Genomic DNA, 25099 nt, shown 5'->3' on the forward strand with positions numbered 1-25099 from the left:
TTCCCCCCCCCCCGCCTCTCCTTTTGGGGTGGTTTCCCCGTCCGGTGGGGGGGCCGGGGCCCCCGGGCCCCGGCGTGGAAACCGGGGGCGCCCCCCGGAGGTCCGCTGTCGGACCTCCGGGGCCTCCCGGGTTCAACCCCTGTGCCCCCGGGCTCAGCCGAGGTTGGCGAGCGCCTCGTTGAGGGTCTTCGACGGGCGCATCACGGCCGCGGCCTTGGCCGGGTCCGGCTGGTAGTAACCGCCCAGGTCGACCGGGGAGCCCTGCACCGCGATGAGCTCCTCGACGATCGCCTGCTCCTGCTCGGTGAGCGTCTTGGCCAGGCCTTCGAAGGCCTGGGCGAGCGCGGCGTCCTCGGTCTGGCCGGCCAGCTCCTGGGCCCAGTACATGGCCAGGTAGAAGTGGCTGCCGCGGTTGTCGATGCCGCCGAGGCGGCGGCTCGGCGACTTGTCCTCGTTGAGGAAGGTGCCGGTGGCGCGGTCCAGCGTGTCGGCCAGCACCTGGGCGCGGGCGTTCTCGGTGGTGCGGGCCAGGTGCTCGAAGCTGGCGGCCAGCGCGAAGAACTCGCCCAGGCTGTCCCAGCGCAGGTAGTTCTCCTTGACCAGCTGCTGGACGTGCTTCGGGGCGGAGCCGCCGGCGCCGGTCTCGAACAGGCCGCCGCCGTTGATCAGCGGGACGACCGACAGCATCTTGGCGCTGGTGCCCAGCTCCAGGATCGGGAACAGGTCGGTCAGGTAGTCGCGCAGCACGTTGCCGGTGACCGAGATGGTGTCCTCGCCGCGGCGGATGCGCTCCAGCGAGAACGTGGTGGCCTCGACCGGGGACTTGATCTCGATCTGCAGGCCGTCGGTGTCGTGCTCCGCGAGGTAGGTCTTCACCTTCTCGATCAGCACGGCGTCGTGGGCGCGGGTCTCGTCCAGCCAGAAGACGGCCGGGGTGCCGGAGACGCGGGCGCGGGTGACGGCCAGCTTCACCCAGTCGCGGATCGGCAGGTCCTTGGTCTGGCAGGAGCGGAAGATGTCGCCCGGCTGCACGGCCTGCTCCAGGACGACGTTGCCCTCGGTGTCGACCAGGCGGACGGTGCCGGCCGCGGCGATCTCGAAGGTCTTGTCGTGGCTGCCGTACTCCTCGGCGGCCTGGGCCATCAGGCCGACGTTCGGGACCGAGCCGATGGTGGCCGGGTCCAGGGCGCCGTGGGCGCGGCAGTCGTCGATGACGGCCTGGTAGACGCCCGCGTAGCTGCTGTCCGGCAGCACGGCGAGGGTGTCGGCCTCCTGGCCGTCCGGGCCCCACATGTGGCCGGAGGTGCGGATCATGGCCGGCATCGAGGCGTCGACGATGACGTCGCTCGGCACGTGCAGGTTGGTGATGCCCTTGTCCGAGTCGACCATGGCCAGGGCCGGGCCCTCGGCCAGCTCGGCCTCGAACGAGGCCTTGATCTCGGCGCCCAGGTGCGGGACGTTCTCCAGGCCGGCCAGGATGCCGCCAAGGCCGTTGTTCGGGTTCAGGCCCGCGGCGACGAGCACCTCGCCGTACTTGGCGAAGGTCTGCGGGAAGAAGGCGCGGACCACGTGGCCGAAGATGATCGGGTCGGAGACCTTCATCATGGTGGCCTTCAGGTGGACCGAGAACAGCACGCCCTCGGCCTTGGCCCGGGCGACCTGCGCGGCCAGGAACTCGTTCAGCTCGGCGGCGCGCATGACCGAGGCGTCCACGACCTCGCCGGCCAGCACCGGGACGGACTCGCGCAGCACGGTGGTGGCGCCGTCCGCGGCGACCAGCTCGATGCGCAGCGCGCCGTCCGCGGCGATGACGGCCGACTTCTCGGTGGAGCGGAAGTCGTTCTCGCCCATGGTGGCGACATTGGTCCTGGAGTCGGCCGACCAGGCACCCATGCGGTGCGGGTGGGTCTTGGCGTAGTTCTTGACCGACGCGGGGGCGCGGCGGTCCGAGTTGCCCTCGCGCAGGACCGGGTTGACGGCGCTGCCCTTGACCTTGTCGTAACGGGCGCGGACGTCCTTGTCCTCGTCGGTCTGCGGGTCGTCCGGGTAGTCCGGCAGCGCGTAGCCCTGCGCCTGCAGCTCGGCGATGGCCGCCTTGAGCTGGGGGATCGAGGCCGAGATGTTCGGCAGCTTGATGATGTTGGCACCCGGGGTCTTGGCGAGCGCACCCAGCTCGGCGAGGGCGTCGCCGATCCGCTGCTCCTCGGTCAGACGCTCCGGGAAGCTCGCGATGATCCGCCCGGCGAGGGAGATGTCGCGAGTCTCCACCTTCACGCCGGCCGTCGAGGCATACGCCTGGACCACGGGCAGGAACGAGTAGGTGGCCAGGGCCGGCGCCTCGTCGGTGTGCGTATAGATGATGGTCGAGTCAGTCATCGGTACTCCGCTTCACGTCTCCAACGTCTTGACGTCAAGATATCTCGTGACCGCCCCTCCGCTCCACCTCCCCCCGGACACGGATCAGCTCCACCGTCGTCCCGGCGCGGACGCGGGGCAACCGGAGCGGGCCGCCGGGCGCCGTCCGGTGAGCGGTGCACCCCACCGTCAGGACTCCGTCAACACCGTGCGGCATTCGGTCAACGCTGCGTCAGGACGGTTCTCCGTGCGCCCGGGCCCGCCCTAGCGTCGTGTGGAGCAGTACCGAGCAGTTCCGGCAGGCCCCACTCCACCACTCGGGAGCACCCGCATGGCCCGCGTCGTCGTCTGGCACGTCCCGGTCACCGTCACCGGACGCACCACCTCCCTCCGCCTCTTCCGTCTGCGCGACGGCCGCCGCTGCGCCGTCGGCTTCGGCTCGGCGGAGGCGCTCGCCGAACTGCTCGGCCCGGAGCAGGCCGCCGTCGAACTCGGCGAACCCGCACTGCGCGCGCTCACCGCGCCGCTCGGCATCGACGAACTGGTGCTGGATCCGCGCCTGGTCGCCCCACCGGTGAACGGCCCGGCCGGCCCCGACGCCGCCCGCCCGGCCACCGGGCACCCCGCCGCCCGCTCCGGCGCCCGCCTCCAGCGCCGGTGAGCGCACTCCACCTGGTCCCGGACGCGCCGCAGCCCGAGCCGGCCCGCCCGCTGCAGGCGCTGGCCCGGGTGAGCTACGGTCCGGTGCCGCTCGACTTCGAGCGGCTGGCCGCCGAGATCCCGGCGGTGCAGAGCGGGCTGGCCCTGGCCGGCGGCGCCGACCTCGAGCTGCGGCTCGCCTGCACCGGCCCGGAGGAGTTACGGGCCGTCTCCGCCGCCCTGCTCCGCGCCGGCGCCGCCCACGTCCACGTCGACCTGGTCCTGCGCGCCCTGGTCCCCGCCCGGCCGGCCCTGCGCCCGGTGCCCTGACACCGGGGGGGCGGGCCGGCGCACGGAAGCATCCCGAGGACGACTGCATCTCTATACGAACAGTCCCATTTCCATGCCCGGATCCCCCGTCCATCCTGCACAAGTGCAAACCCATGCTCAAATCGGGCTCAAATACCGGAACTACTCATGAGTCACGTAACGGGCGCATGGCCAGATGGCCGCCTACCTGCGGAAATATCCTGCGAAGTAGGTAAACATTCAGTAATGAAATCTGTGCAGATGTCCCTGCATACGCCTACCGTGTGGCAACTCTCCGCGCTCCGCACGACCGGAGCCCCCACAGCACAGAGAGATTGCGCATGGCCTCCCTCAACCAGCTCACCCCGCCCGGCACGGGCACCGGTTCCGGCACCGGAACCACCACCCACCGGTCGCTCCGCCGCGAAGTCGGCCTCATCGGCCTCATGTGGGCCTCGGTCGGTTCGATCATCGGCTCGGGCTGGCTCTACGGCGCCAAGAACGCCGTCGTCGTCGCCGGACCGGCGGCGCTCGTCTCCTGGGGCATCGGCGCGGTCGCCATCGTCCTGCTCGCCTTCGTGCACGCCGAGCTCGGCGGCATGTTCCCGGTCGCCGGCGGCACCGCCCGCTACCCGCACTACGCCTTCGGCGGGCTGGCCGGCATGTCCTTCGGCTGGTTCTCCTGGCTGCAGGCCGCCACCGTCGCGCCCATCGAGGTCGAGGCGATGATCGGCTACGCCGGGCACTGGGAGTTCGCGCAGGGCTTCCTCAACGCCAACGGCACCCTCACCCCGAGCGGCATGGTGGTCGCCGTCCTGCTGATGGGCCTGTTCGTCGCGGTCAACTTCCTCGGCGTCCGGGTGCTCGCCCGCACCAACAGCGCCGCCACCTGGCTGAAGATCTTCGTCCCGCTGTTCGCGATCTTCGTGCTGTCCGTGACCAACTTCCACGGCTCCAACTTCAGCTCGCACGGCTTCGCCCCGTTCGGCATCAAGGGCGTGCTGACCGCGGTCAGCGCCAGCGGCATCATCTTCGCCCTGCTCGGCTTCGAGCAGGCGATCCAGCTGGCCGGCGAGAGCCGGAACCCCAAGCGCGACATCCCCCGCGCCGTGCTCGGCTCGGTCGCCATCGGCACCGCGATCTACGTGCTGCTGCAGGTCGTCTTCATCGCCGCGCTGCCCGCCGCCTCCTTCGCCAACGGCTGGGACAAGCTCGACTTCCCCGGCATCGACGGCCCGTTCGCCGGCCTCGCCACCGTGGTCGGCCTGGGCTGGCTGGCCTGGGTGCTGTACTTCGACGCCATCGTCTCCCCCGGCGGCACCGGCCTCATCTACACCACCTCCACCTCGCGCATCGCGTACGGCCTCAGCAAGAACGGCTACGCGCCGCAGCTCTTCGAGCGGGTCGACAAGCGCGGCGCGCCGTGGTTCGGCCTCATCATGTCCTTCGTCACCGGCGTCATCTGCTTCATGCCCTTCCCGAGCTGGCAGGAGCTGGTCGGCTTCATCACCTCGGCCAGCGTGCTGATGTACGCCGGCGCCCCGCTCGCCTTCGGCGCCCTGCGCCGCCGGCTGCCGGAGCGCGAGCGCTCCTACCGCCTGCCCGGCGGCGCGGCCATCGCCCCGGCCTCCTTCATCGTCTCCAGCCTCATCATCTACTGGTCCGGCTGGCACACCCTGTCCCGCCTGGGCATCGCCATCGTCATCGGCTACCTGCTGCTCGGCAGCTACGCCACCTACGCCATCCGCAAGGGCCTGCCGAACGCCCCGCACATGGACTGGCGGGCCGCCCAGTGGCTGCCGGCCTACCTGCTGGGCCTCGGCCTGATCTCCTGGCAGGGCGGATTCGGCGACGGCACCGGCCGGATCCCGATGTGGTGGGACATTGCGGCGGTCGCCGTCTTCTCCCTGGCCATCTACTACTGGGCGATCCGGGTCGCGCTGCCGGCCGACATCATCGAGCGGAACATCGAGGACGTCGAGGTGGTCGACGAGGGCGGCCACTGACCCCGCGACAGGCATGAGGAAGGGCCCGCCGTGCACCGGCGGGCCCTTCCTCATGCCTCCACTACAGCGACAGCACCGTGCGCAGCGCGTGCTCGACGGCGGCCTCCGGGTCGTCGGCCGGGTGCTCGGAGCGCCAGGCGACGAAGCCGTCGGGGCGCACCAGCAGGGCGCCGTCGGGGCGGATGCCGTGCAGGGCGGCGAAGTCGGCGCCCGGCTCGGGGGCCAGGTCGTCGTCCGCGCCGCCGCCGATCCGGTAGGCGTCCAGCGGGACGGCCAACCGGTCCGCCGCCCGGCGGGCGGCGTCCTGCCAGGCGGTGCCCGCCGAGCCGGTCAGCAGCACCATCGCCTGCTCGTACAGGTCGAGGGTGGACAGCCGCACGCCCGCCCGCAGCAGCCACTGGTGCGGCGCCCGGCTGCCCGGCTCGCCCGCGGACTCGAAGGACTCCGGCACCACCGGGCCGGAAGGGTCGGCGCCGAGCACCGCACCCTCCCGGTAGCGGTAGCCGAGCGCCACCGCCAGCACCCCGGCCTGCCGGCCGACGCCCGGGACGACGGCGTACCCGGGGTGGCTGTGCTCGGCGGAGCGGGCCGAGGCGCGCTCGCTCGTCACCTGCGCCACCGGCCGGCGCTCGCGCCCGTAGGTCTCCAGCAGGCCCGGACCGGCCCAGCCGCAGAGCACCGCGGCGAGCTTCCAGGCCAGGTTGTGCGCGTCCTGGATGCCGGTGTTGGAGCCGAACGCGCCGGTCGGCGACATCTCGTGCGCGGAGTCCCCGGCCAGGAACACCCGCCCGCCCGAGTAGCGCTCGGCGACCCGCTCGGCGGCGTGCCACGGGGCCTTGCCGGTCACCTCGACGTCGAGCTCGGGCATCCCGACGGCGGCCCGGATGTGCCGGGCGCAGCGCTCGTCGGTGAACGCCTCCAGCGGCTCGCCCTGCTCCGGGTGCCAGGGCGCGTGGAAGACCCACTCCTCCCGGTTGTCGACCGGCAGCAGGGCGCCGTCGGCCTCCGGGTTGGTGAGGTAGCAGGCGATGAAGTGGCGGTCGCCGACGGCCTCGGCCAGCCGCTTGGCCCGGAAGGTGATGCTGACGTTGTGGAACAGCTCGCCCTTGCCGCTCCGGCCGATGCCCAGCCGGTCGCGGGCCGGGCTGCGCGGGCCGTCCGCCGCGACCAGGTACTGCGCGCGGACGACCCGCTCCTCGCCGGTCTCCCGGCTGCGCAGCAGCGCGGTGACGCCGTCGGCGTCCTGCTCGAAGGAGACCAGCTCGGTGCCGAAGCGGATCTCCGCGCCCAGCTCGCGGGCGGTCCGGCGCAGCACCGGTTCCAGGTCGTTCTGGCTGCACAGGCACCACGAGCTGGGGCTGAAGCGGGCCAGCCGCCCGCCCGGGTCGATCTCCCGGAACAGCCACTCCTGTTCCTCGCCGGTCAGCGAGGGGGCCTGCAGGATGCCGTGGTTCGGGGCCAGGACGGACGCCGCCTCGCGGATCGCCGCCTCGATCCCGGCCACCCGGTACAGCTCCATCGTCCGCACGTTGTTGCCTCGGCCACGCGGGTGATGCGAGGTGTCGGCGTGCTTCTCGACGAGCAGGTGCCTGACACCCAGTCGGCCCAGGAAGAGCGAGGCCGACAGCCCGACCAGCGAGCCGCCGACGATCAGGACCGGCACCCGGTCGTCCACCTTCGGATTCATCAATTGCTCCAGCCTGTACGGGAGTTCGGGGCCTGGTGCGAGGCTCGGCGGGGCCCTCTCGCGGGCCCGCGGACGCGGTGGCCCGCTCCTACCGTCCCCCGCGCCGGGCGCGTTGTGCCGTCTCTTCGCCCGGATGGCCCGCATATCTCGCGCCGCCCGGAAGCGCCGCGCACGATCGACCTCAGGCCTGGTGGCCGACGGCCACCGCCGCACCCCTCCCGCCGGGGGCCGCCCGGCCTCCTCCGGCACCGGCGCCGCCGCACGCGGCCCCCGACGCGCGCGGCCCAGAAGCAGAAAGTGGATCATGACGACTCTGTCCGAACCGCCCGCCCGGCAGCACTCCCCCTCCGAGACGCGCCTGCGGGTGGTGCTGATGCTGGAGATCCAGGACGGCGCCCAGCAGCGCTTCATGGACGTGTACGAGCAGCTGCGCCACCAGGTCGCGACCGTGCCCGGCCACGTCAGCGACCAGCTCTGCCAGTCGATCAACGACCCCCGCCAGTGGCTCATCACCAGTGAGTGGGAGGACCAGGAGACCTTCCTGCAGTGGGTGGACAGCCCCGCCCACCGGGAGATGGTCAAGCCGATGCACGGCTGCGTCAGCGACACCTTCCGCTCCCTGCGCTACGCGATCCTCCGGGAGACCTCCGCCGCCGGCGCCACCGGCAGCCGGCCCCCGCGGGAGGTGCCGGCCGACCTGCCGCGTTCCGCGCCCGCCGGGCAGGCCGGGCCGCCCAAGGCCGACCCGGGCCCGGACGGCGTCGTGCGCCACGCGCTCACCTTCACCGTCAAGCCCGGCAGCGAGCCGGAGGTGGCCCGGATCCTGTCCGGCTACGCCTCCCCGCGCGCGGAGGTGGACGAGACCACCCGGCTGCGCCGCACCTCGCTGTTCATGCACGGCAACCGGGTGGTCCGCGCGGTCGAGGTGATCGGCAGCCTGGGCGAGGCGCTGCGGCACGTCGCCATGCAGCCGGAGGTGCGGGCCGTCGAGGAGGCGATCAATCCGCACCTGGAGGAGGCCCGCCAGCTGGGCGACCCGCAGGCGGCGCGCGCCTTCTTCGCCCGGGCCGCGCTGCCGGCCGCCAACCAGGCCGTCGCCGGCTCCCCCGCCTCCGGGCGGCTGCACCGGCACGCCGTGCTGTACCCGGTGAAGCCCGGCAAGGGGAAGGCGGTCACCGACGTGCTGGCCGAGTACGACGACCTCGCCACCGCCGACCCGACCGGCCCGGTCGCCGCGAGCACCGTCTTCCACCGCGGGGACGTCGTGGTGCGGCTGGTGGACCTGCGGCTGCCGCCGGAGGCGGACCCGGCGGCGGCGCTCGGCGTGGCCGGCGAGCGCGAGGCCACCGTGCTGGGCCGGCTGCTCGACCTCGGCCCGGAGGGGGACCTGCGGACCGAGGCGGGACTGCGCGCCTTCCTCGCCGCCCGCAGCATGAACCCGGTCACCGACCGGACGTCCCAGGACTCCTGACCACCACCGTCCCCGGCAAGTTCCGGCAAGCCCCGGCAAGACTCGGCAAGAAGGAAGAAACCATGTCCACGCAGTACCCACGGATCGTGAACGTCTCCGAGGCGCCGGAGAACCGCCGGCGCGGCGGCGACCTGCGCGCCATGCTCACCCCGACCACCTGCGGCGCCACCAGCGGGTTCATGGGCCTGGCCATCGTGCAGCCCGGCGAGCGGATCGGCGAGCACTACCACCCGTACTCCGAGGAGTTCGTGTTCGTCGTCACCGGCGACCTGGAGGTGGACCTGGACGGCGAGACCCGCGTGCTCAAGCCCGAGCAGGGCCTGATGATCCCGATCGACATGCGCCACCGGTTCCGCAACGTCGGCGACACCGTGGCCAAGATGGTCTTCCACCTCGGCCCGCTGGCGCCGCGCCCCGAACTCGGCCACGTCGACACCGAGGAGACCGGGCCGGTGGTCAACTCAGGCCCGCCGGAACACGCCAAGGTGAGCTCGTGAGCCGCCGTCGGGTCGCCGTCACCGGAATCGGCGTGGTCGCGCCCGGAGGGGTCGGGGTCCCGGCGTTCTGGGACCTCCTCACCGCCGGGCGGACGGCGACCCGGGGCATCACGCTCTTCGACCCCGCCGGATTCCGCTCCCGGATCGCCGCCGAGTGCGACTTCGACCCCGCGGCCCACGGGCTCGGCCCGGACGACGTCCGACGGGCCGACCGCTACGTGCAGTTCGCGATGGTCGCGGCCGACGAGGCGATCGCCGACGCCGGACTCGACCTGGCCGCCGAGGACCCGTGGCGGATCGCCGTCTCGCTGGGCACCGCCGTCGGCGGCACCACCCGGCTGGAGCACGACTACGCCCTGGTCAGCGCCGGCGGCGCCCGCTGGGACGTCGACCACCGGCTCGCCGAGCCGCAGCTGCACCGGGCGTTCGCGCCCAGCACGCTCGCCTCGGCGGTCGCCGAACGGACCGGCGCGCACGGCCCGGTGCAGACCGTCTCCACCGGCTGCACCTCCGGCCTGGACGCCATCGGGTACGGCTTCCAGGCGGTCGAGGACGGGCGCGCCGACATCTGCGTCGCCGGAGCCTCCGACTCGCCGATCTCGCCGATCACCGTCGCCTGCTTCGACGCCATCAAGGCGACCAGCGAACGCAACGACGACCCGGCGCACGCCTCCCGCCCGTTCGACGCCCACCGGGACGGCTTCGTGCTCGGCGAGGGCGGCGCCGTCCTGGTCCTGGAGGAGCTGGAGCACGCCCGCCGGCGCGGCGCGCGGATCTACGGCGAGATCGGCGGGTTCGCGACCTTCGGCAACGCCTACCACATGACCGGCCTCACCCAGGAGGGGCTGGAGATGTCGCGGGCGATCGACCACGCGCTCGACCACGCCCGGACCGACCGCACCGACGTCGACTACGTCAACGCGCACGGCTCGGGCACCAAGCAGAACGACCGGCACGAGACGGCGGCCGTCAAGCGCTCGCTCGGCCAGCACGCCTACCGGACGCCGATGAGCTCGATCAAGTCGATGGTCGGGCACTCGCTCGGCGCGATCGGCGCCATCGAGGTGGTCGCCTGCACCCTCGCGCTGGACCGCGGTGTGGTGCCGCCGACCGCCAACTACGAGACGCCCGACCCGGAGTGCGACCTCGACTACGTGCCGCGCGCCGCCCGGGAGCTGCCGCTGCGCAACATCCTGTCGGTCGGCAGCGGATTCGGCGGATTCCAGTCCGCCGTCGTGCTCACGAGAACGGGGTGAGATCCATGACGTCACGTCAACAGGAGCGCCGGGCGGTGATCACCGGCCTGGGCGTGGTGGCGCCCAACGGGGTCGGGGCCGACGCCTTCTGGAAGGCCACCCGGCAGGGCGTGAGCGTCCTGGACCGGATATCCCGCGAGGGCTGCGCCGACCTCCCGCTGCGCATCGCGGGCCAGGTGCGGGACTTCGACCCGCGGGCCGTCGTCGACAACCGCTACCTGGTGCAGACCGACCGGTTCACGCACTACGCGATGGCCGCCGCCGACCAGGCGGTGGCGGACGCCGGATTCACCGCCGACCCCGAACAGCCCTACGCGGTCGGCGTGGTGACCGCGGCCGGCTCCGGAGGCGGCGAGTTCGGCCAGGGCGAGCTCCAGCAACTGTGGGGCAAGGGCCCGCAGTTCGTCGGCCCCTACCAGTCCATCGCGTGGTTCTACGCGGCCAGCACCGGCCAGATCTCCATCCGCGGCGGCTACAAGGGCCCGTGCGCGGTGGTGGCCAGCGACGAGGCCGGCGGCCTGGACGCCGTCGCGCACGCCGCCCGGGCCGTCGAGCAGGGCACCGACGCGGTGGTGGTCGGCGCCGCCGAGGCCCCGCTCGCGCCCTACTCGATGGTCTGCCAGCTCGGCTACCCCGAGCTGAGCCTCGCCGACCGGCCGGACCGGGCCTACCTTCCGTTCTCCCCCGACGCGGCCGGCTTCGCCCCCGCCGAGGGCGGCGCGATGCTGCTGCTGGAGGACGAGGCGACCGCCCGCCGGCGCGGGGCCGCCGTCCGGGCGCACATCGCCGGCCACGGTGCGACCTTCACCGGCGCCTCCCGCTGGGCGGAGTCCCGGGAGGGCCTGGCCGCGGCGATCCGGATCGCCCTGGACCGGGCCAGGATCGCGGCGGAGGAGATCGACGTGGTCTTCGCCGACGCCCTCGGCGTCCCGGCCGCCGACCGCGCCGAGGCGCTCGCGCTGGCCGACGCGCTCGGCCCCTACGCCGAGCGGGTCCCGGTCACCGCCCCCAAGTCCGGTACCGGGCGGGCCTACTGCGGCGCGCCCGCGCTGGACACCGCCGCCGCCGTGCTCGCCATGGAGGACGGCGTGCTGCCGCCCACCCCCAACGTCACCGAGGTCGCCCACGACCTCGCCCTGGTGACCGGCCGTGCCCGCCCGGCCGAACTGCGCACCGCGCTGGTGCTCAGCCGCGGGCTGATGGGCTCCAACGCGGCGCTGGTGCTCCGGCGCGGCGAGCCGTCCTGAGCTCTCCGCGCCGTCCTGCTCCACCCCTCACCACTCGCTCACCACTCGCTCGTTACGAAGGGAAACCCCGTGAGCAACACCCTCAGTTATCCCGAACTCGCGGCGCTCATCCAGGCCCGGGCCGGCGTCGTCATCGACCCGGCCGCGCTGGAGCGCCCCGGCGCCGCCTTCGACGAGTTCGGCGTGGACTCCCTCGGCCTGCTCGGCGTGGTCGGCGAGCTGGAGAACCGGCACGGCGTGAAGGTCACCAACGGCGCGGAGGCGGCCAAGACCCCGGCCGAGTTCCTGGAGCTGGTCAACTCCGCGGTCGCCACCGCGAAGGCGGGTGCCTGAGATGCCCGGACACACCGACAACGAGATCGTCATCGCGGCCCCGCTCGACCTGGTCTGGGAGATCACCAACGACCTGGAGAACTGGCCGCAGCTGTTCAGCGAGTACGCCTCCGTCGAGGTCCTGGAGCGCGAGGGCGACCGGGTGCGGTTCCGGCTGACCATGCACCCCGACGAGGACGGCAAGGTGTGGAGCTGGGTCTCCGAGCGCACCACCGACCGCTCCGAGCTGGCGGTCAGCGCCCGGCGGGTCGAGCCCGGCCCGTTCGAGTTCATGGACATCCGCTGGGAGTACGCCGAGGTGCCGGCCGGCACCCGGATGCGCTGGGTGCAGGACTTCGCGATGAAGCCCACCGCGCCGGTCGACGACGACGGCATGGTCAACCACATCAACCGCAACTCCCGGATCCAGCTGCAGCTGATCCGCGAGAAGGTCGAGAAGAAGGCGGCGGAGGTCTGAGCATGGTGTCCCCCGTGACCACCCCCGGGAGCGTGCCCGGGACCGCGCACACCCACCGCGCCCTGATCGTCGCCCGGATGAAGCCCGACGCGGCCGCCGGCATCGCCGAGGTCTTCGCCGAGTCCGACAACCGGGGCGAACTCCCGCACCTGATCGGGGTGACGGGGCGCAGCCTGTTCCAGTTCGGCGACGTCTACCTGCACCTGATCGAGGCGGACCGCCCGCCGGGCCCGGCCGTCGCCCAGGTGACCGGCCACCCCGAGTTCCGGGCGATCAGCGACGCGCTCACCGCGTACGTCCAGGCGTACGACCCGGCCACCTGGCGGGGACCGAAGGACGCGATGGCGCGCGAGTTCTACCGCTGGGAGCGGCAGGGCTGAGCGCGCCGCCGCCGCCACGGCGGACACCCCGGGACCGGAAGGCCCACGGGGTGTCCGCCGTGTCGGCACGCGCTCAGCCGGCGGCGCCCGGACGGCGCCCGTCGCCCCGGCCGTCCTGCGGGGTGGCGGCCTCCTCGGCCTTGAGCAGCGCGGCCCGGTCGATCTTGCCGTTGGCGTCCAAGGGGAAGGCCTCGACCGGCCGCAGGACGCTCGGCACGGCCTGCTCGGGCAGCCAGGGCCGCACGGCGGCCAGCAGCACGGCACCGTCCACCGGCTCGTCGGAGGCGGCCGTCGGCTGGACGAAGGCGAGCAGTTGGGCGCCGCCCCCGGCCTGGGCCGGGCGGGCGACGACGACGGCGCGCCGCACCCGGGGGTCGCGCTCGAGGGCGGCCTCGACCTCGGCCGGCTCGATCCGCACACCGCCGACCTTGACCTGGTCGTCCAGCCGCCCGAGGAACTCCAGCACCCCGTCCGGGCGCATCAGCACCCGGTCGCCGGTGCGGTAGACCCGGTCGGTGCCGTCGACCTCGTCGGGCGCGGAGACGAAGCGCTCGGCGGTCGCCTCGGCGTCGAGGTAGCCGATGGCCAAGCCCTGTCCGCCGATCCGCAGTTCGCCGGCCTCGCCGTGCGGCAGCGGGCGGCCGTTCTCGTCGGTGACCAGGACGATCGCGCCCGGGATCGGACGCCCGATCGGCGGCGCGCCGGCGCCGTGGTCGACGCCCGGGGCCATGGTGTGCACGGTGGTGACGACGGTGGCCTCGGCCGGGCCGTAGGCGTTGTGCACGGTCGCGGTGACGTCCGCGCCGGGGCCCCGGCGCAGCCGGTCCCCGCCGATCATCAGATGGCGCAGCGGCAGGTCGCCGGGCCAGGGGCGGTCGAGGACGGGTTCGGCGAGCGGGGTGGGCAGCACGCCGACGGTGACGCCGGCGGTGCGCCACCAGCCGGTGAGCGCGGCCGGGTCCCGGCGGACGGCCCCGGGGGCGATGCAGAGCGCCGCGCCGGAGCCGAGGGCGGCCCACAGCTCCATCGGGTGCGGGTCGAAGGCGACGCCGACGAGCAGGCTGTGCCGGTCGCCGGGGCCGAGGCCGGTCAGCTCGCGGTACCAGGTGAGCAGGGCGCCGAAGGCGGTCTGGCCGACGGCGACGGCCTTGGGCAGGCCGGTGGAGCCGGAGGTGAGCACGGTGTACTGGGCGCCCTTGGGGGCGCGGACGGCGGGTGCTCCGCCGGTCGCGGGGGCGGCGAAGGCGGCCACGGTTCCGGGCGGGCCGGGGGCGGCGAGCGGGCGGTGCCGGCCGTCCCGGTGGGCGGGCGGCAGCAGCGCCGGGTCGCCGATCAGGCAGGCGGGGCGCAGCCGCTCGGCGACGGCCCGCAGCCGGCGCTCGCCGGGGCGCGGGCCGAGCGGCAGGTGGACGGCGCCGATCCTGGCGACGGCCAGGGTGGCGGCGACCAGGGCGGCGGAGTGGTCCAGGCAGAGGCCGACCAGGTCGCCGGGCCGCACCCGCTCGGCCAGCTGCTCGGCGACCTCGTCGGCGAGGCGGTCGAGTTCGGCGTAGCCGAGGGTCAGCTCGCCGTCGATCAGCGCGGGGGCGTGCGGGGTGCGGCGGGCCCAGCTGGTGAACAGGTCGAGGACGGCGCCGTCGCGGTGCGGGCGGCCGTGGGCGAGGGAGAGGCCGGGCAGGAGTCCGGGCACGGGGCGGGCCGGGGTGCTGGTCATGGTCGGTCCTCCGGACGTCGGTCGAGGGTCGTCGGTACGGGGCCGGCCCGGACCCGTGGCCCGGGCCACGATCACCTTCCGGGCCTCGGAGGTCCCCTTGATGATGGTTGTCATCCGGACGCGGCGGTAGGGGCACTCCGGCGGGTGACCGCGCACCCGGCCGCCGGCACCGTGCGCCCGCCCTCCGCCGGCGCCCGGTCCCGCGAGGTCCCGACACGGGACGGGAGAGGTGTGCCGTTCATCGAACGACTCTCGGTCACCGCTTCACCGCCGGGCAACCGGCTGGCCGGATTCCGGCCCCCGCCCGGATCGGCCGGATGCCGCCGGCTCCGCGGCCCTGACGCACCGGCGGCCCGCGTCGCCGGCTGCGGCCCGGTGCCCGGGCGGGCGGGCACGACCAGCGGTGACGCGGGGACCGTCCCCCGGGCGCCGCCCGCCGACGCCGCGCCCGCCGTCCGGACGGCGGCGGCCACGGCGGCGGACGGTCTCCTTCAACTTGGCCGGAACGCCGGCGCTCTTGACGTTCCGTCACCGTCGGCCGCCCGGGGCGGCGGGTCAGGCCGGGTCGAGCCCGGCGTCCGGGGTGCGGCCCGCCTGGGCCTGCTCGATGCGCTTGACCAGCATCGCGGCGAGCCGACGGGTGCCGGCCAGGTCCACCGGGCCGCCCTCGGTGGTGACGGTCGCGACCAGCGTGCCGGAGCGCAGCACGATCGCCACGCCGTCCCGGCCCGCCAACTGCCCTGGAACGCCCGGCTCTCCGTGCCCAGCGGGCCGATGTCCGCCGGGCCGTACTTGCCGGTGTCGCCGTAGGAGGCGTACGCCTCCTTGAGGCGGTCCTGGGCCTGGGCGCGGTCGGGCAGGGTGTCGACGCCGAAGCGCACGGTCGTGTCGCCGGCGCTGAACCGGGCCTGCCCGCTCAGCGGCCTGCCGGTGCACGGCGCGGCGATGGAGCAGGTGGTGGCGTGGTCGGCGGTGTCGACCCGCCGCTTCTCCTCCTCCCAGCCGGTCATCGCCGTCCGGTCGGGCAGGAGCTGGGCGACGAGCGCGGAGTCGAGCAGCGGGGTGTCGGAGTCGGGTCCGGTGGCCGGTTGCCCGCCACCGGTCGTCGCGCCGCCCGCCGTCGTGCCCGCCGTGGCACCTGCTGTGGCACCGCCGCCCCCGGACGTTCCCCCGGGCGTTCCCCCGGACGGGCCGCCCGTTGCCGTTCCGGCGCCGGCCGACGGGCCCGGAGCCGTCGCACCGCCCACCGTCGCGGCCGCCGGCGTGCCCGCCGGGGCCGCGGTCCCGTCGCCGGGCGCCGGGGTCGCGGCGGCGCTCCCGGTGGCCGCCTCCGCCGTCGCGCCCGGGCTCGCCGACACCGCCGGCGCGCCCTTGGCCGCCTCCCCGGAGTGCCCCGAGCTCCCCGAGCCGCAGGCCGCCACCGCCGCCAGCAGCGCACCCGTGGCCGCCGCGGCGGCCACCTTCCGACCGGCCCTGCCCATGTCCCGCCCCTCTCGTGTCCGTGGCCCCTCAAGATAGACGCGCCCCGGAGCCACCGGTTCCCCGGGGCGCGGGCTCACGGACCCTCCGGCTCACGGACCGTCCGACGGGACGGCTCCGGGGGCGCCCGGGGGCAGCGGCTCGACACCGGTCACCCGGCTCACCCTGGTCGGCTCGATCAGCACCACCACGCGCCGTTCCCCCGGGACCCCCCAGCCGAAGCGTTCGACGCCGAGGTAGGTGCGGGCCAGCCGGTCCATGTTCCGCTCGGCCTCCTCGCCCTCGACGAAGCGCACCACCCGCCCCCGGATCTGCACCCGGTCGTACGGGTCGGCGGGATCGGCGAGCGCCAGGCAGACCCGCGGGTCCCGCCGCAGGTTCCGCTCCTTGACCCGCCCGACGGAGGTGTTGAAGAGCAGCAGGTCCCCTTCCATCCCCACCCACATCGGGCTCACGTGCGGCGACCCGTCGGCGTTGACCGTGCCGACGTACCAGATGTGCCCCGCCTCGATCCGTTCCCGGACGTCCTTCGAGATCTCGACCATGCGCCGAGTCTGCCCGCCCCCGTCCGGGCGCACTCCGCTCCCCGCGCCCGGCGGTCACCCGGACCGCCCAGGGCGATCGGGTGAACACGCCCGGGACTTCCACCCGAAGGGCGCACCGACCGCGCTGCCGTTGCCACCTTCCGGTGGCACCTGCCGCCACCGTGGTTGACGTTGGATCAGGCGCCCGCCCGTGAATCCCCTGGCCGACGACGTGTCGGCGATCACGGATACCGCGCCGGAAGGATCATCATCATGCGTTCTGCACGCACGCTGCTCGCCGGGGCCGCCGTGGCCGCGGCCCTGACCGTCGGCACCCCGCTCGCCTTCGCCGACGGCGCCTCCGACCAGGGCAAGAACCTGACCTGGCAGGAGAAGCAGGAGAAGGCGGCCAGCCCCGAGGGCCAGAAGACCTGGGAGGAGAAGCAGCAGGGCTCCTCCGGCACCGAGGAGCACAAGGCCGAGGGCAAGGGCTCGGAGAGCAAGGGTTCCGAGGGCAAGGGCTCGGAAGGCAAGGGCCACGAGGGCAAGGGCGAGGAGAAGGCCCCGCACGGCGGCGTGCACACCGGCGGCGGCGGGCTCGCGCTCTCCGGCGGCGGCCTCGCCTCCGGCGCGGTCCTGCTGCTCGGCGGTCTCGGGGCCGGCGCCCTCGCGCTGCGTCGCGGTCGCCGTACCGCCGGCGCCGCCGTCTGACCCCGCGCCGTTCCCGCCGCCTCCCTTCGTGGCCCGCGTCCGGTCCGCCGGACGCGGCGGAGGCGCGCGGGGCGGCGCTTCGCCGTGTCGGGCCCGCGGCCTCGGCGGCGCGGGCCACGGAGAGGAGTACCAGCGACCATGGCCGGTCCGATCCCCGGTACGTCCCGGCTGCTGCGCACCGGCATGGGTGCCGCGGCGCTCGGCCTGCTGCTGATCTACAACTCGGTGGACACCCTCCCGGCGGACGGGTCCGTGCCGGGCCCGGCCGCGCCCCCGGCCGCCGCCACCGCCACCACCGCGCCGGGCGACGCCGACCCGGCGGCGCCCGCCCCCGCCGCACCGGTCAAGGCGGCGCCGCCGCTCAAGCGGTCCAGGCCGGTCCGGCTGCGCATCCCGCAGATCAACGTGGACGCGCCCGTCGGCGAGCTGACCCTGAACCCCTCCGGGCAGCTCAACGCCCCGCCGCCGGACGACAAGAACCTGGTCGGCTGGTACCGCGACGGCGTGACGCCGGGCGAGCGCGGCGCCGCGGTGGTCGCCGGGCACGTCGACACCACCAAGGGGCCCGCGGTGTTCCTGCTGCTCAGCCTGATGCTGCCGGGCAGCAAGGTGGAGGTCCAGCGGGCCGACGGAACCGTCGCCGTGTTCACCGTCGACGCCGTCGAGACCTTCGCCAAGGACGCCTTCCCCGACCAGCGGGTCTACGGGAGGACGCCCGACGCGCAGCTGCGGCTGATCACCTGCGGCGGCGCCTACGACAAGAAGCGCAAGGACTACCTCGACAACGTGGTGGTCTTCGCGCACCTGGAGTCCTCGCGCCCGGCGTGAGCGCCTCCGGCGGCAACGCGGCCGCCGGTCCCCCCTCGGGAGGGGACCGGCGGCCGTGGCGCGTCGGCGGGCGGCGCGGGCGGGTCAGCCCCGGACGACCGCCTCGAAGGCGTGCAGGTACGGGTTGACCGGGCGGACCTCGCGGACCTCCAGGCCGGCCGCGGTCATCAGCCGGACCATGCTCGACTCGGAGTGCTTGGCACCGCCGACGTTGAGCATCAGCATGAGGTCCATGGCGGTGGTGAACCGCATCGAGGGGCTGTCGTCGACGAGGTTCTCGACCACCACGACCCGGGCGCCCGGACGGGCCACCGCGACCACGTTCGCCAGGGTGCGGCGGGTGCTCTCGTCGTCCCACTCCAGGATGTTCTTGATGATGTAGAGGTCGGCGAGCACCGGGATCTCCACCCGGCAGTCGCCGGGGACCAGCCGGGCCCGGTCGGCGAACGCGCCGCCCGCGCGCAGCCGGGGGTCGGCGCCGGCGACCACCTTGGGCAGGTCGAGCAGGGTGCCGTGCAGCGCCGGGTGCTTCTCCAGCAGGCTGGCCAGGACATGGCCCTGGCCGCCGCCGATGTCGACCACCGCGTCGATGCCGGTGAGGTCGAGGTAGGCGGCGAAGTCGGCGGCGGACTGCCGGCTGGAGGTGGTCATCGCCTTGTCGAAGACCTTGGCGGACTCTCCCCCGTCGCTGTGCAGGTAGTCGAAGAACTCCTTGCCGAACAGCTCGGGGAAGACGTTGCGGCCCGAACGCACCGCCTCGTCCAGCCTCGGCCAGGCCTCCCAGGTCCACGGCTCGGTGCACCACAGGGAGATGTAGCGCAGGCTGTTCGGGGCGTCCTCGCGCAGCAGCCGGGACATCTCGGTGTGGGCGAAGCGGTCGCCGTCGAGCTCCTCGAAGATGCCGTAGCAGGTGAGGGCGCGCAGCAGGCGGCGCAGCTGCCGGGGCTCGGTGCCGAGGTCGGCGGCGAGGTCGGTGACGGTGGCGGGGGTGTCGCCGAGCGCGTCGGCGGCGCCGAGCCGGGCCGCCGCGCGGACGGCGGCGGCGCAGGCGGCGCCGAAGACGAGCTCCCGCAGGCGCATGGCGGCCTGTGGGGTGGTGGCGGGTGCGGTGGTCATGGACCGTTTCTCTGCTTTCTGCGGGAGCGGGATGGCGCGGGGGGCCTCGGTCGGCTTCGGGTGCGGTGGGGCGGGCGGACCGGTCAGCAGCGGCCGGCCGGCTCGGAGACCGCGCACTGGTTGCGGGTGAAGGCGTTGTCGGTGCCGGTGTCGCGGTCGGCGAGGTCGGCCGGGCCGTTGCCGAGCACGAGGTTGTCGGCGACGGTGTTGCGGGCGTTGGGCACGCCGACCACGCTGTGGACGAGCACGATGCCGCCGGAGAACGGCGAGGCGCCGACGTTGTCGCGGACCTCGTTCTCCGTCACCGCGGTCTCCTCCGCGCCGGTGAGCACGATGCCGGCGCCCTGGATGTGGTCCAGCCGGGGGTTGGGCGGGCAGTAGCGGTTGTTGGCGACGACCTGGTTGCGGTGGACGGTGAGCGCGCCGGCCCGGGGCACGCCCTCGTCGCCGACGATGAAGACGCCGCCGCAGTTGCCGTGGATCCGGTTGCGCTCGATGCTCAGGTCGCGCAGCCGGCGGACGGTGACGCCGATCCGGTTGTCGGTGAGCAGGTTGCCGGTGACCATGGTGCCGTCGGTGGAGAGGGCGCCGCCCTCGCTGTCCACCGTGTTGGCGAGGAAGACGCCGGACTGGCCGTTGCGGGCGGACTCGTTGGCGGTGATCACGCCCCGGGTGGACTTCTCCTGGCTGATGCCCTGCTGTCCGTTGTCGTGGACGTAGGTGGCGCGGACGGTCAGGCCGGTGGTGCCGGTGGCGTTGATGCCGTTCTTGCGGAAGCCGGTGACGGCGAGCGCCTCGACGGTGACGCCGTCGAGCGGCCGGTCGTCGGTGCCGACCACGCAGAGGCCGTGGCCGGCGGCGGAGCAGGCCGCGGCGGTGTCGGCGGCGGACGTGGCGGCCTTGGCGGCGGGCGCGGTGGGCGCGGCGGGCGCCGTGGCGGGCGCGGCGGAGGTGGCGAGCGCCGTCGCGCTGTCGGCGGGGAGGATCACGCTGTCCGGGCCGGCCCCGCGCAGGGTGAGGCCGGGTGTGGTGATCCGGACGCTGCCCCGGTACTCGCCGGGGAGCAGCTGCACGGTGTCACCGGGGTGGGCGGCGTCGAGGGCCTGCTGGATCGACCCCCCGGGCTGGACCAGGTGCAGTTCGCCGGCGGCGTGCGCGGGCGCGGCGCCGACGGCGGTGAGGACGGTGGTCAGGGCGGTCGTGGCGGCGGCGGTGGCCGCGGCGAGGTGGTGGACCCGTCGCGTGGGCATGGGTGATGACCTGCTTTCTGGCACGCCGCCGCGTGGGAGCCCCGACGCGCTCGTTCGTGGGGGCCATCGGCACGGTGACGCAAGGTGAGCGGGAGATGACGGCCGGTGGGTGTCGGCCGAACCGACGCTAGGTGCGCTCCGGTGCCCGCGCCACCAGGGTTGGGCTGCCGGGCTGACGGGGCGTCGGACGCGGCGGCGGCACCCGCGCCGTCCGGGGACGGCCGGCCCGCCCGACCGGGTGGGAACGACCGCCGTCGGGAGTCCCGCCGCCCGCGTGCCATGCTCGGAGCCATGAGCACCGCCACCACCACCGCAGCCCCCGTCGCGCCGACCGCCCCCGAGGGGCCCGCACCGGCCGGCCGCAACCCGGTCGGCGCCCACGTGCCGGTGGCGGCCCGGGGCCTGGCCGGCACCGGTCTGGCGTACGCCCGGCGGGTGGGCGCCGAGACGGTGCAGGTGTTCGTGGCGAACCCGCGCGGCTGGGCGACGCCGCCCGGCAACCCGGCGCAGGACGAGGAGTTCCGCGCGGCCTGCGCCGAGCAGCGCATCCCCGCCTACGTGCACGCGCCGTACCTGATCAACTTCGGCTCGGACAACCCGGCCACCCGCGAACGCTCGGCCGTCTCGCTGCGCCACTCGCTGCTGCGCGGACATGCGATCGGCGCGCTGGGCGTGGTGTTGCACACCGGATCGGCGGTCGGCGCGGCGGCGGACGGCGGCTCGCGCCGGGCCGAGGCGATGGCGCAGGTCCGGGCGGACGTGCGCCCGCTGCTGGAGGAGCTGGACGCGCTCGGCGACGACGCGCCGTGGCTGCTGCTGGAGCCGACCGCCGGCCAGGGCCGTTCGCTCTGCTCGCGGATGGAGGACCTCGCCGAGTACGTCGACGCGCTGGACGGCCACCCCAGGGTCGGGGTCTGCCTGGACACCTGCCACGCCTTCGCGGCCGGCCACGACCTGGCGGAGCCGGGCGGCGTGCGCCGGACGCTGGACGCGCTGGTCGCGGCCGCCGGTCCGGGCCGGCTGCGGCTGATCCACGCCAACGACTCCGAGGACGCCGTCGGCGCGCGCAAGGACCGGCACGCCAACATCGGCGACGGCCTGATCGGCGCCGAGCCGTTCCGCGAGCTGTTCGAGCACCCGGCGACGGCCGGTGTCCCGCTGCTCGTGGAGACCCCGGACCGCAAGCACGGCGGCGACGGCACCGGCCACGCCCGGGACATCACCGCGCTCAAGGCGCTGCGGGCCCGCGCCGGACGGCCGGCGTGAACGACCCGGCCCGCGTCGGCCGACCGGCCCGCGCCGCGCGGTCCCTGTAGGCCACCCGGCCCGCACCGGGCTGCCGGGGCGCGCCCCCGGTGGCACGCTGGAGCGAATCATGCGCCCCAGGACGGGGGATCTCCCGATGAGCCCGACCCGGAAGTTGGCCGAGCTGCCGTGCGGCCGCCGCGGCAAGTGGGTGGTACTGGCCCTGTGGCTGGTGCTGCTGGTGGTGGCGGGCCCGCTGGCGGGAAAGCTCGCCGGCGCCGAGGACAACCAGGCCTCCAGCTGGCTGCCGAGCAACGCCGAGTCCACCCGGGTGCTGGACGAGCAGCGGGCCTTCCAGCCGGTGGACACCGCCCAGGCGGTGGTGGTCTACGTGCGGGAGAGCGGCATCACCCCCGCCGACCGGGCCGAGGCGGCCCGGGACGCCGAGGCCTTCGCCTCCGCCCCGCACGTGCTCGGCCCGGTGCAGGGGCCGGTCGAGTCGGCGGACGGCCAGGCGCTGCAGACCATCGTGCCGATCGACATCGGCACCGGCGGCTGGCAGGACCTGCGCCCGGCCGTGGACAGTCTGCGGGCCACCGCCGCCGCGAACAGCCAGGGCATGACCACCCATGTCACCGGCCCGGCCGGGGTCGGCGCCGACCAGGCGGAGGCCTTCGCGGGGATCGACTCCACGCTGCTCGCGGCCACCGTCACCGTGGTGATCGTCCTCCTGCTGCTCACCTACCGCAGCCCGGTGCTGTGGATGCTGCCGCTGTTCTCGGCGGCCGGGGCGCTGGTGGTCGCACAGGCGGTGATCTACCTGCTGGCCAAGCACGCCGGACTGACCGTCAACGCGCAGAGCGCCGGCATCCTCATCGTGCTGGTGCTCGGCGCGGGGACGGACTACGCGCTGCTGCTCACCGCCCGCTACCGGGAGGAACTGCGCCGGCACGAGGACCGGCACGAGGCGATGGCCTTCGCGCTGCACCGGGCCGGGCCCGCGATCCTGGCCTCCTCGGCGACCGTGATCGTCTCGATGCTCTGCCTGCTGGTCGCCGAGATGAACTCCACCAGCGGCCTCGGTCCGGTCTGCGCGATCGGCGTGCTGGTGGCGCTGCTGGCGATGCTGACCCTGCTGCCGGCCCTGCTGGTGATCGTCGGCCGCTGGGTGTTCTGGCCGGTGCGGCCCGCGTTCGGGACGCCCGAGCCGACGCGGACCGGCCGCTGGGCGCACGTCGGCGCATGGATCGCGCGCCGTCCGCGCAAGGTCTGGACCGGCACCACGCTGGCCCTGGCGGCCTGCTGCATCGGGCTGGTCTCGCTGAACGCGACCGGTCTGAGCACGGCGGGCACCTTCACCGGCAAACCGGACTCGGTGGTCGGCCAGGAGGTGCTGGCGGCGCACTTCCCGGCCGGCACCGGCGCGCCGCTGACGGTCATCTCCGCGGCCGGCGAGGCGGAGGCGGTGCGCGCGGTGACGCAGCAGACGGCCGGGGTGTCGGGCACCACGCAACCGGTGACGCACGAGGGACGGGCGATGTTCCAGGCGACGCTCACCGACCCGCCGGACAGCCAGGCCGCCAAGGACACCGTGGACCGCCTGCGGACCTCCGTGCACGCCGTACCGAACGCCGACGCCCAGGTGGGCGGCTCGACGGCGGTGATCCTGGACGCGGGCCGGGCCGCGACCTCCGACAACCGGACGATCATCCCGCTGGTGCTGGGCGTCGTCCTGGTGATCCTGGCGCTGCTGCTGCGTGCGGTGACGGCGCCGCTGGTGCTGATCGCCACCGTCGTGCTCTCCTACGCGGCGGCGCTCGGCATCAGCGCGTTCTTCTTCGCGCACGTCTTCCACTTCGAGGGCCAGGACAACGCCTTCCCGCTGTTCGTCTTCGTGTTCCTGGTCGCGCTGGGCATCGACTACAACATCTTCCTGATGACCCGGGTCCGCGAGGAGTCCGTCCAGCACGGCACCCGGCCGGGCGCGCTGGCCGGGCTGGCCGCCACCGGCGGTGTGATCACCTCGGCCGGTCTGATCCTGGCGAGCACCTTCGCCGTGCTGGGCACCCTTCCGATCGTCGGCTTCGCCGAGATCGGCTTCGCGGTGGCGCTCGGCGTCCTGCTGGACACCCTCGTGGTGCGCTCCGTGCTGGTCACCGCGGTGACCCTGGACCTGGACCGCCACATGTGGTGGCCGAGCGAGTTGTCCAGGCAAGTTCCTCCGCCCAAGGAGGAGTTGGCCAGACAGCTTTAAGTTACCGATGCGTTCATATGGTTATCGTTCACCGTCTGGACGAACGTGGCCCTGCGTCGCTTCACTGCGGGCATGCCAACTCCCTCCGCGCGCCTCGCCGCCGTCTGCACGGCCGCCGCAGCCCTGCTCGCCCCCGTCGCCGCCGCGCCGGGCGCCCACGCCGCCGCCACCGGGAACGCGTCCGTCCCCGCGCTCAAGGTGCTGACGTACAACGTCTTCCTGATGAGCACGAACCTCTACCCCAACTGGGGCCAGGACTACCGGGCCAAGGCCATCCCCGCCGCCGACGTCTTCCAGGGCCAGGACGTCGTGGTGCTCCAGGAGGCCTTCGACAACGCCGCCTCCGACGCGCTGGTCGCCCAGGCCTCGGCCGCGTACCCGTACCACACCCCGGTGGTCGGCCGCTCGACCAGCGGCTGGGACGCCACCTCCGGCAGCTACAGCTCCGCCACCCCCGAGGACGGCGGCGTCACCCTGCTCAGCAAGTGGCCCATCCTGCGCAAGGAGCAGTACGTGTTCAAGGACGCGTGCGGCTCGGACTGGTGGTCGAACAAGGGCTTCGTCTACGCCGTGCTGAACGTCAACGGCCTGCGCACGCACGTGATCGGCACCCACCTGCAGTCCACCGACACCGGCTGCTCCGCCGGCCGGCCGGCGGCGATCCGGGCCGCCCAGCTCAAGGCGATGAAGGCCTTCGTCGACGCCAAGAACATCCCGGCCGCCGAGCCGATCCTGCTCGCCGGGGACCTCAACATCGACTCGCACGGCACCGAGTACCCGGCGCTGCTGGCCAACGCGGGCGTGGCGCCGGCCACCACCCGCGACGGCTGGGCCGACTCCTTCGACACCGCGGACAACTCGATCGCCGCCTACCGCTACCCGGGCGAGCCGAAGGAGGACCTCGACTACGTCCTCTACCGGGCCGACCACGCGCGCCCGGCGACCTACACCAACACGGTGGTCCGTTTCCACAGCGCGCCGTGGACGGTGAGCAGTTGGGGCACCGGCTACACCTACAACGACCTCTCCGACCACTACCCGGTCACCGCCGGCTGACCGGCTCGCCGGCTGCGGCGGCTTGCCGGTTGCGGCGGCTGCGGCGGCTGCGGCGGTTCACCCGGGTCAGCCGGCCCCGGTGAACCGCCGGTAGGCGGTGGCCAGCGCGGCGTCCGGCGGGCGTCCGCGCGAGGTCAGGCCGGTGGGGCCCAACTCGTCGAGAGCGGTGGCGACCTCACCCTCCGGATCGTCGGCCGGGGCGGGGACGGAGCCCTGCCAGAAGACGTCGATCAGCTCGGCCAGGGGCCGGTCCGGTCGGTCCGGTCGTTGCTCGAAGTCGGCCAC

At 74.3% G+C, this 25099-nt stretch carries 24 protein-coding genes; 16 read left to right on the plus strand and 8 right to left on the minus strand.

From position 1 onward, the window contains the following. Positions 1 to 153 precede the first annotated feature (153 nt). Entirely contained in the window at positions 154 to 2376 is a 2223-nt protein-coding gene (locus tag ABZW10_RS34000) for an NADP-dependent isocitrate dehydrogenase (RefSeq protein WP_355373973.1), read from the minus strand. 310 nt (positions 2377 to 2686) lie between these two features. Here ABZW10_RS34000 and ABZW10_RS34005 point away from each other — a divergent pair, with 310 nt between their 5' ends. From ABZW10_RS34005 to ABZW10_RS34015, 3 genes are all read left to right on the plus strand, one after another. Then, positions 2687 to 3016 carry an SAV_915 family protein gene (locus ABZW10_RS34005; RefSeq protein ID WP_355373976.1) on the plus strand — a complete coding sequence of 110 codons (330 nt, stop codon included), beginning with the start codon at positions 2687 to 2689 and terminating at the stop codon, positions 3014 to 3016. Further along, entirely contained in the window at positions 3013 to 3324 is a 312-nt protein-coding gene (locus ABZW10_RS34010; RefSeq protein ID WP_355373979.1) for a hypothetical protein, read from the plus strand. Before ABZW10_RS34005 ends, ABZW10_RS34010 begins: the two co-directional genes overlap by 4 nt. Before the next feature lie 320 nt (positions 3325 to 3644). Next, complete coding sequence (locus ABZW10_RS34015) at positions 3645 to 5309, plus strand: APC family permease (protein WP_355373982.1); 1665 nt, start codon at positions 3645 to 3647, stop codon at positions 5307 to 5309. A gap of 61 nt (positions 5310 to 5370) precedes the next feature. Here the strand turns inward: ABZW10_RS34015 and ABZW10_RS34020 are convergent, their stop codons facing one another. Then, complete coding sequence (locus tag ABZW10_RS34020) at positions 5371 to 6996, minus strand: FAD-dependent monooxygenase (RefSeq protein WP_355373985.1); 1626 nt, start codon at positions 6994 to 6996, stop codon at positions 5371 to 5373. A gap of 304 nt (positions 6997 to 7300) precedes the next feature. Here ABZW10_RS34020 and ABZW10_RS34025 point away from each other — a divergent pair, with 304 nt between their 5' ends. From ABZW10_RS34025 to ABZW10_RS34055, 7 genes are all read left to right on the plus strand, one after another. Continuing rightward, positions 7301 to 8467, plus strand: a complete 1167-nt coding sequence (locus ABZW10_RS34025) for a SchA/CurD-like domain-containing protein (RefSeq protein ID WP_355373988.1) — start codon at positions 7301 to 7303, stop codon at positions 8465 to 8467. Positions 8468 to 8529: 62 nt separating this feature from the next. After that, a complete protein-coding gene (locus ABZW10_RS34030; RefSeq protein WP_355373990.1) occupies positions 8530 to 8964 on the plus strand; it encodes a cupin domain-containing protein in 435 nt (144 codons plus the stop codon). Next, entirely contained in the window at positions 8961 to 10220 is a 1260-nt protein-coding gene (locus ABZW10_RS34035) for a beta-ketoacyl-[acyl-carrier-protein] synthase family protein (protein WP_355373993.1), read from the plus strand. The genes ABZW10_RS34030 and ABZW10_RS34035 overlap by 4 nt, the downstream gene beginning before the upstream one ends. Positions 10221 to 10225: 5 nt before the next feature. Continuing rightward, entirely contained in the window at positions 10226 to 11467 is a 1242-nt protein-coding gene (locus ABZW10_RS34040) for a beta-ketoacyl synthase N-terminal-like domain-containing protein (RefSeq protein WP_355373995.1), read from the plus strand. Between the two features lie 69 nt (positions 11468 to 11536). After that, positions 11537 to 11800, plus strand: a complete 264-nt coding sequence (locus ABZW10_RS34045; protein ID WP_355373998.1) for an acyl carrier protein — start codon at positions 11537 to 11539, stop codon at positions 11798 to 11800. A 1-nt stretch (position 11801) separates the two neighbouring features. Then, positions 11802 to 12257, plus strand: coding sequence for an SRPBCC family protein (locus tag ABZW10_RS34050; protein WP_355374001.1), 456 nt, complete (start codon positions 11802 to 11804; stop codon positions 12255 to 12257). Between the two features lie 14 nt (positions 12258 to 12271). After that, positions 12272 to 12637 (plus strand): TcmI family type II polyketide cyclase, encoded by a 366-nt coding sequence (locus ABZW10_RS34055; protein WP_355374003.1) that lies wholly within the window; start codon positions 12272 to 12274, stop codon positions 12635 to 12637. Between the two features lie 73 nt (positions 12638 to 12710). On the opposite strand, the gene ABZW10_RS34060 is transcribed toward ABZW10_RS34055, so the two are convergent. Together ABZW10_RS34060 and ABZW10_RS34065 are read right to left on the minus strand one after the other, a co-directional pair. Continuing rightward, positions 12711 to 14351, minus strand: coding sequence for an AMP-binding protein (locus ABZW10_RS34060; protein WP_355374006.1), 1641 nt, complete (start codon positions 14349 to 14351; stop codon positions 12711 to 12713). Positions 14352 to 14906: 555 nt separating this feature from the next. Further along, complete coding sequence (locus ABZW10_RS34065) at positions 14907 to 15068, minus strand: hypothetical protein (protein WP_355374009.1); 162 nt, start codon at positions 15066 to 15068, stop codon at positions 14907 to 14909. 144 nt (positions 15069 to 15212) lie between these two features. On the opposite strand from ABZW10_RS34065, the gene ABZW10_RS34070 reads away from it, so the two are divergent. Next, positions 15213 to 15869: a hypothetical protein gene (locus tag ABZW10_RS34070; protein WP_355374011.1), complete on the plus strand. Its 657-nt coding sequence runs from the start codon at positions 15213 to 15215 to the stop codon at positions 15867 to 15869. Between the two features lie 53 nt (positions 15870 to 15922). Here the strand turns inward: ABZW10_RS34070 and ABZW10_RS34075 are convergent, their stop codons facing one another. Continuing rightward, the gene (locus tag ABZW10_RS34075) at positions 15923 to 16375 is read right to left on the minus strand and encodes a PPOX class F420-dependent oxidoreductase (RefSeq protein WP_355374014.1); all 453 of its coding nucleotides are present in this window, start codon (positions 16373 to 16375) and stop codon (positions 15923 to 15925) included. 252 nt (positions 16376 to 16627) lie between these two features. Here ABZW10_RS34075 and ABZW10_RS34080 point away from each other — a divergent pair, with 252 nt between their 5' ends. Then, complete coding sequence (locus ABZW10_RS34080) at positions 16628 to 17065, plus strand: hypothetical protein (RefSeq protein WP_355374017.1); 438 nt, start codon at positions 16628 to 16630, stop codon at positions 17063 to 17065. Positions 17066 to 17203: 138 nt separating this feature from the next. Continuing rightward, a complete protein-coding gene (locus tag ABZW10_RS34085; protein ID WP_355374020.1) occupies positions 17204 to 17893 on the plus strand; it encodes a class F sortase in 690 nt (229 codons plus the stop codon). 84 nt (positions 17894 to 17977) lie between these two features. Here the strand turns inward: ABZW10_RS34085 and ABZW10_RS34090 are convergent, their stop codons facing one another. Together ABZW10_RS34090 and ABZW10_RS34095 are read right to left on the minus strand one after the other, a co-directional pair. Further along, positions 17978 to 19009 carry a methyltransferase gene (locus ABZW10_RS34090; protein ID WP_355374023.1) on the minus strand — a complete coding sequence of 344 codons (1032 nt, stop codon included), beginning with the start codon at positions 19007 to 19009 and terminating at the stop codon, positions 17978 to 17980. 83 nt (positions 19010 to 19092) lie between these two features. Then, a complete protein-coding gene (locus ABZW10_RS34095) occupies positions 19093 to 20259 on the minus strand; it encodes a right-handed parallel beta-helix repeat-containing protein (protein WP_355374025.1) in 1167 nt (388 codons plus the stop codon). A gap of 291 nt (positions 20260 to 20550) precedes the next feature. Between ABZW10_RS34095 and ABZW10_RS34100 the strand changes: the two genes are divergently transcribed. The 3 genes from ABZW10_RS34100 to sph all read left to right on the plus strand — a co-directional run bounded on the left by ABZW10_RS34100 (position 20551) and on the right by sph (position 24814). After that, on the plus strand, positions 20551 to 21525 hold the full coding sequence (locus tag ABZW10_RS34100; protein WP_355374028.1) for a deoxyribonuclease IV: 975 nt from the start codon (positions 20551 to 20553) through the stop codon (positions 21523 to 21525). 136 nt (positions 21526 to 21661) lie between these two features. After that, on the plus strand, positions 21662 to 23758 hold the full coding sequence (locus ABZW10_RS34105; RefSeq protein WP_355374030.1) for an MMPL family transporter: 2097 nt from the start codon (positions 21662 to 21664) through the stop codon (positions 23756 to 23758). A gap of 72 nt (positions 23759 to 23830) precedes the next feature. Further along, a complete protein-coding gene (sph, locus tag ABZW10_RS34110; RefSeq protein WP_355374033.1) occupies positions 23831 to 24814 on the plus strand; it encodes a sphingomyelin phosphodiesterase in 984 nt (327 codons plus the stop codon). A gap of 66 nt (positions 24815 to 24880) precedes the next feature. Here the strand turns inward: sph and ABZW10_RS34115 are convergent, their stop codons facing one another. Then, positions 24881 to 25099 (minus strand): hypothetical protein, encoded by a 219-nt coding sequence (locus ABZW10_RS34115; protein WP_355374036.1) that lies wholly within the window; start codon positions 25097 to 25099, stop codon positions 24881 to 24883.

The organism is Kitasatospora sp. NPDC004723 (genome assembly GCF_040609255.1).
Classification (GTDB): Bacteria; Actinomycetota; Actinomycetes; order Streptomycetales; family Streptomycetaceae; genus Kitasatospora.

What these genes read in the sequence shown, in the direction of transcription:
- ABZW10_RS34000 (WP_355373973.1), bottom strand. Translation starts at nt 2,376, where the DNA reads ATGACTGACTCGACCATCATCTATACGCACACCGACGAGGCGCCGGCC.
- ABZW10_RS34005 (WP_355373976.1), top strand. Translation starts at nt 2,687, where the DNA reads ATGGCCCGCGTCGTCGTCTGGCACGTCCCGGTCACCGTCACCGGACGC.
- ABZW10_RS34015 (WP_355373982.1), top strand. Translation starts at nt 3,645, where the DNA reads ATGGCCTCCCTCAACCAGCTCACCCCGCCCGGCACGGGCACCGGTTCC.
- ABZW10_RS34020 (WP_355373985.1), bottom strand. Translation starts at nt 6,996, where the DNA reads ATGAATCCGAAGGTGGACGACCGGGTGCCGGTCCTGATCGTCGGCGGC.
- ABZW10_RS34025 (WP_355373988.1), top strand. Translation starts at nt 7,301, where the DNA reads ATGACGACTCTGTCCGAACCGCCCGCCCGGCAGCACTCCCCCTCCGAG.
- ABZW10_RS34030 (WP_355373990.1), top strand. Translation starts at nt 8,530, where the DNA reads ATGTCCACGCAGTACCCACGGATCGTGAACGTCTCCGAGGCGCCGGAG.
- ABZW10_RS34040 (WP_355373995.1), top strand. Translation starts at nt 10,226, where the DNA reads ATGACGTCACGTCAACAGGAGCGCCGGGCGGTGATCACCGGCCTGGGC.
- ABZW10_RS34050 (WP_355374001.1), top strand. Translation starts at nt 11,802, where the DNA reads ATGCCCGGACACACCGACAACGAGATCGTCATCGCGGCCCCGCTCGAC.
- ABZW10_RS34060 (WP_355374006.1), bottom strand. Translation starts at nt 14,351, where the DNA reads ATGACCAGCACCCCGGCCCGCCCCGTGCCCGGACTCCTGCCCGGCCTC.
- ABZW10_RS34075 (WP_355374014.1), bottom strand. Translation starts at nt 16,375, where the DNA reads ATGGTCGAGATCTCGAAGGACGTCCGGGAACGGATCGAGGCGGGGCAC.
- ABZW10_RS34080 (WP_355374017.1), top strand. Translation starts at nt 16,628, where the DNA reads ATGCGTTCTGCACGCACGCTGCTCGCCGGGGCCGCCGTGGCCGCGGCC.
- ABZW10_RS34085 (WP_355374020.1), top strand. Translation starts at nt 17,204, where the DNA reads ATGGCCGGTCCGATCCCCGGTACGTCCCGGCTGCTGCGCACCGGCATG.
- ABZW10_RS34090 (WP_355374023.1), bottom strand. Translation starts at nt 19,009, where the DNA reads ATGACCACCGCACCCGCCACCACCCCACAGGCCGCCATGCGCCTGCGG.
- ABZW10_RS34095 (WP_355374025.1), bottom strand. Translation starts at nt 20,259, where the DNA reads ATGCCCACGCGACGGGTCCACCACCTCGCCGCGGCCACCGCCGCCGCC.
- ABZW10_RS34100 (WP_355374028.1), top strand. Translation starts at nt 20,551, where the DNA reads ATGAGCACCGCCACCACCACCGCAGCCCCCGTCGCGCCGACCGCCCCC.
- ABZW10_RS34105 (WP_355374030.1), top strand. Translation starts at nt 21,662, where the DNA reads ATGAGCCCGACCCGGAAGTTGGCCGAGCTGCCGTGCGGCCGCCGCGGC.
- sph (WP_355374033.1), top strand. Translation starts at nt 23,831, where the DNA reads ATGCCAACTCCCTCCGCGCGCCTCGCCGCCGTCTGCACGGCCGCCGCA.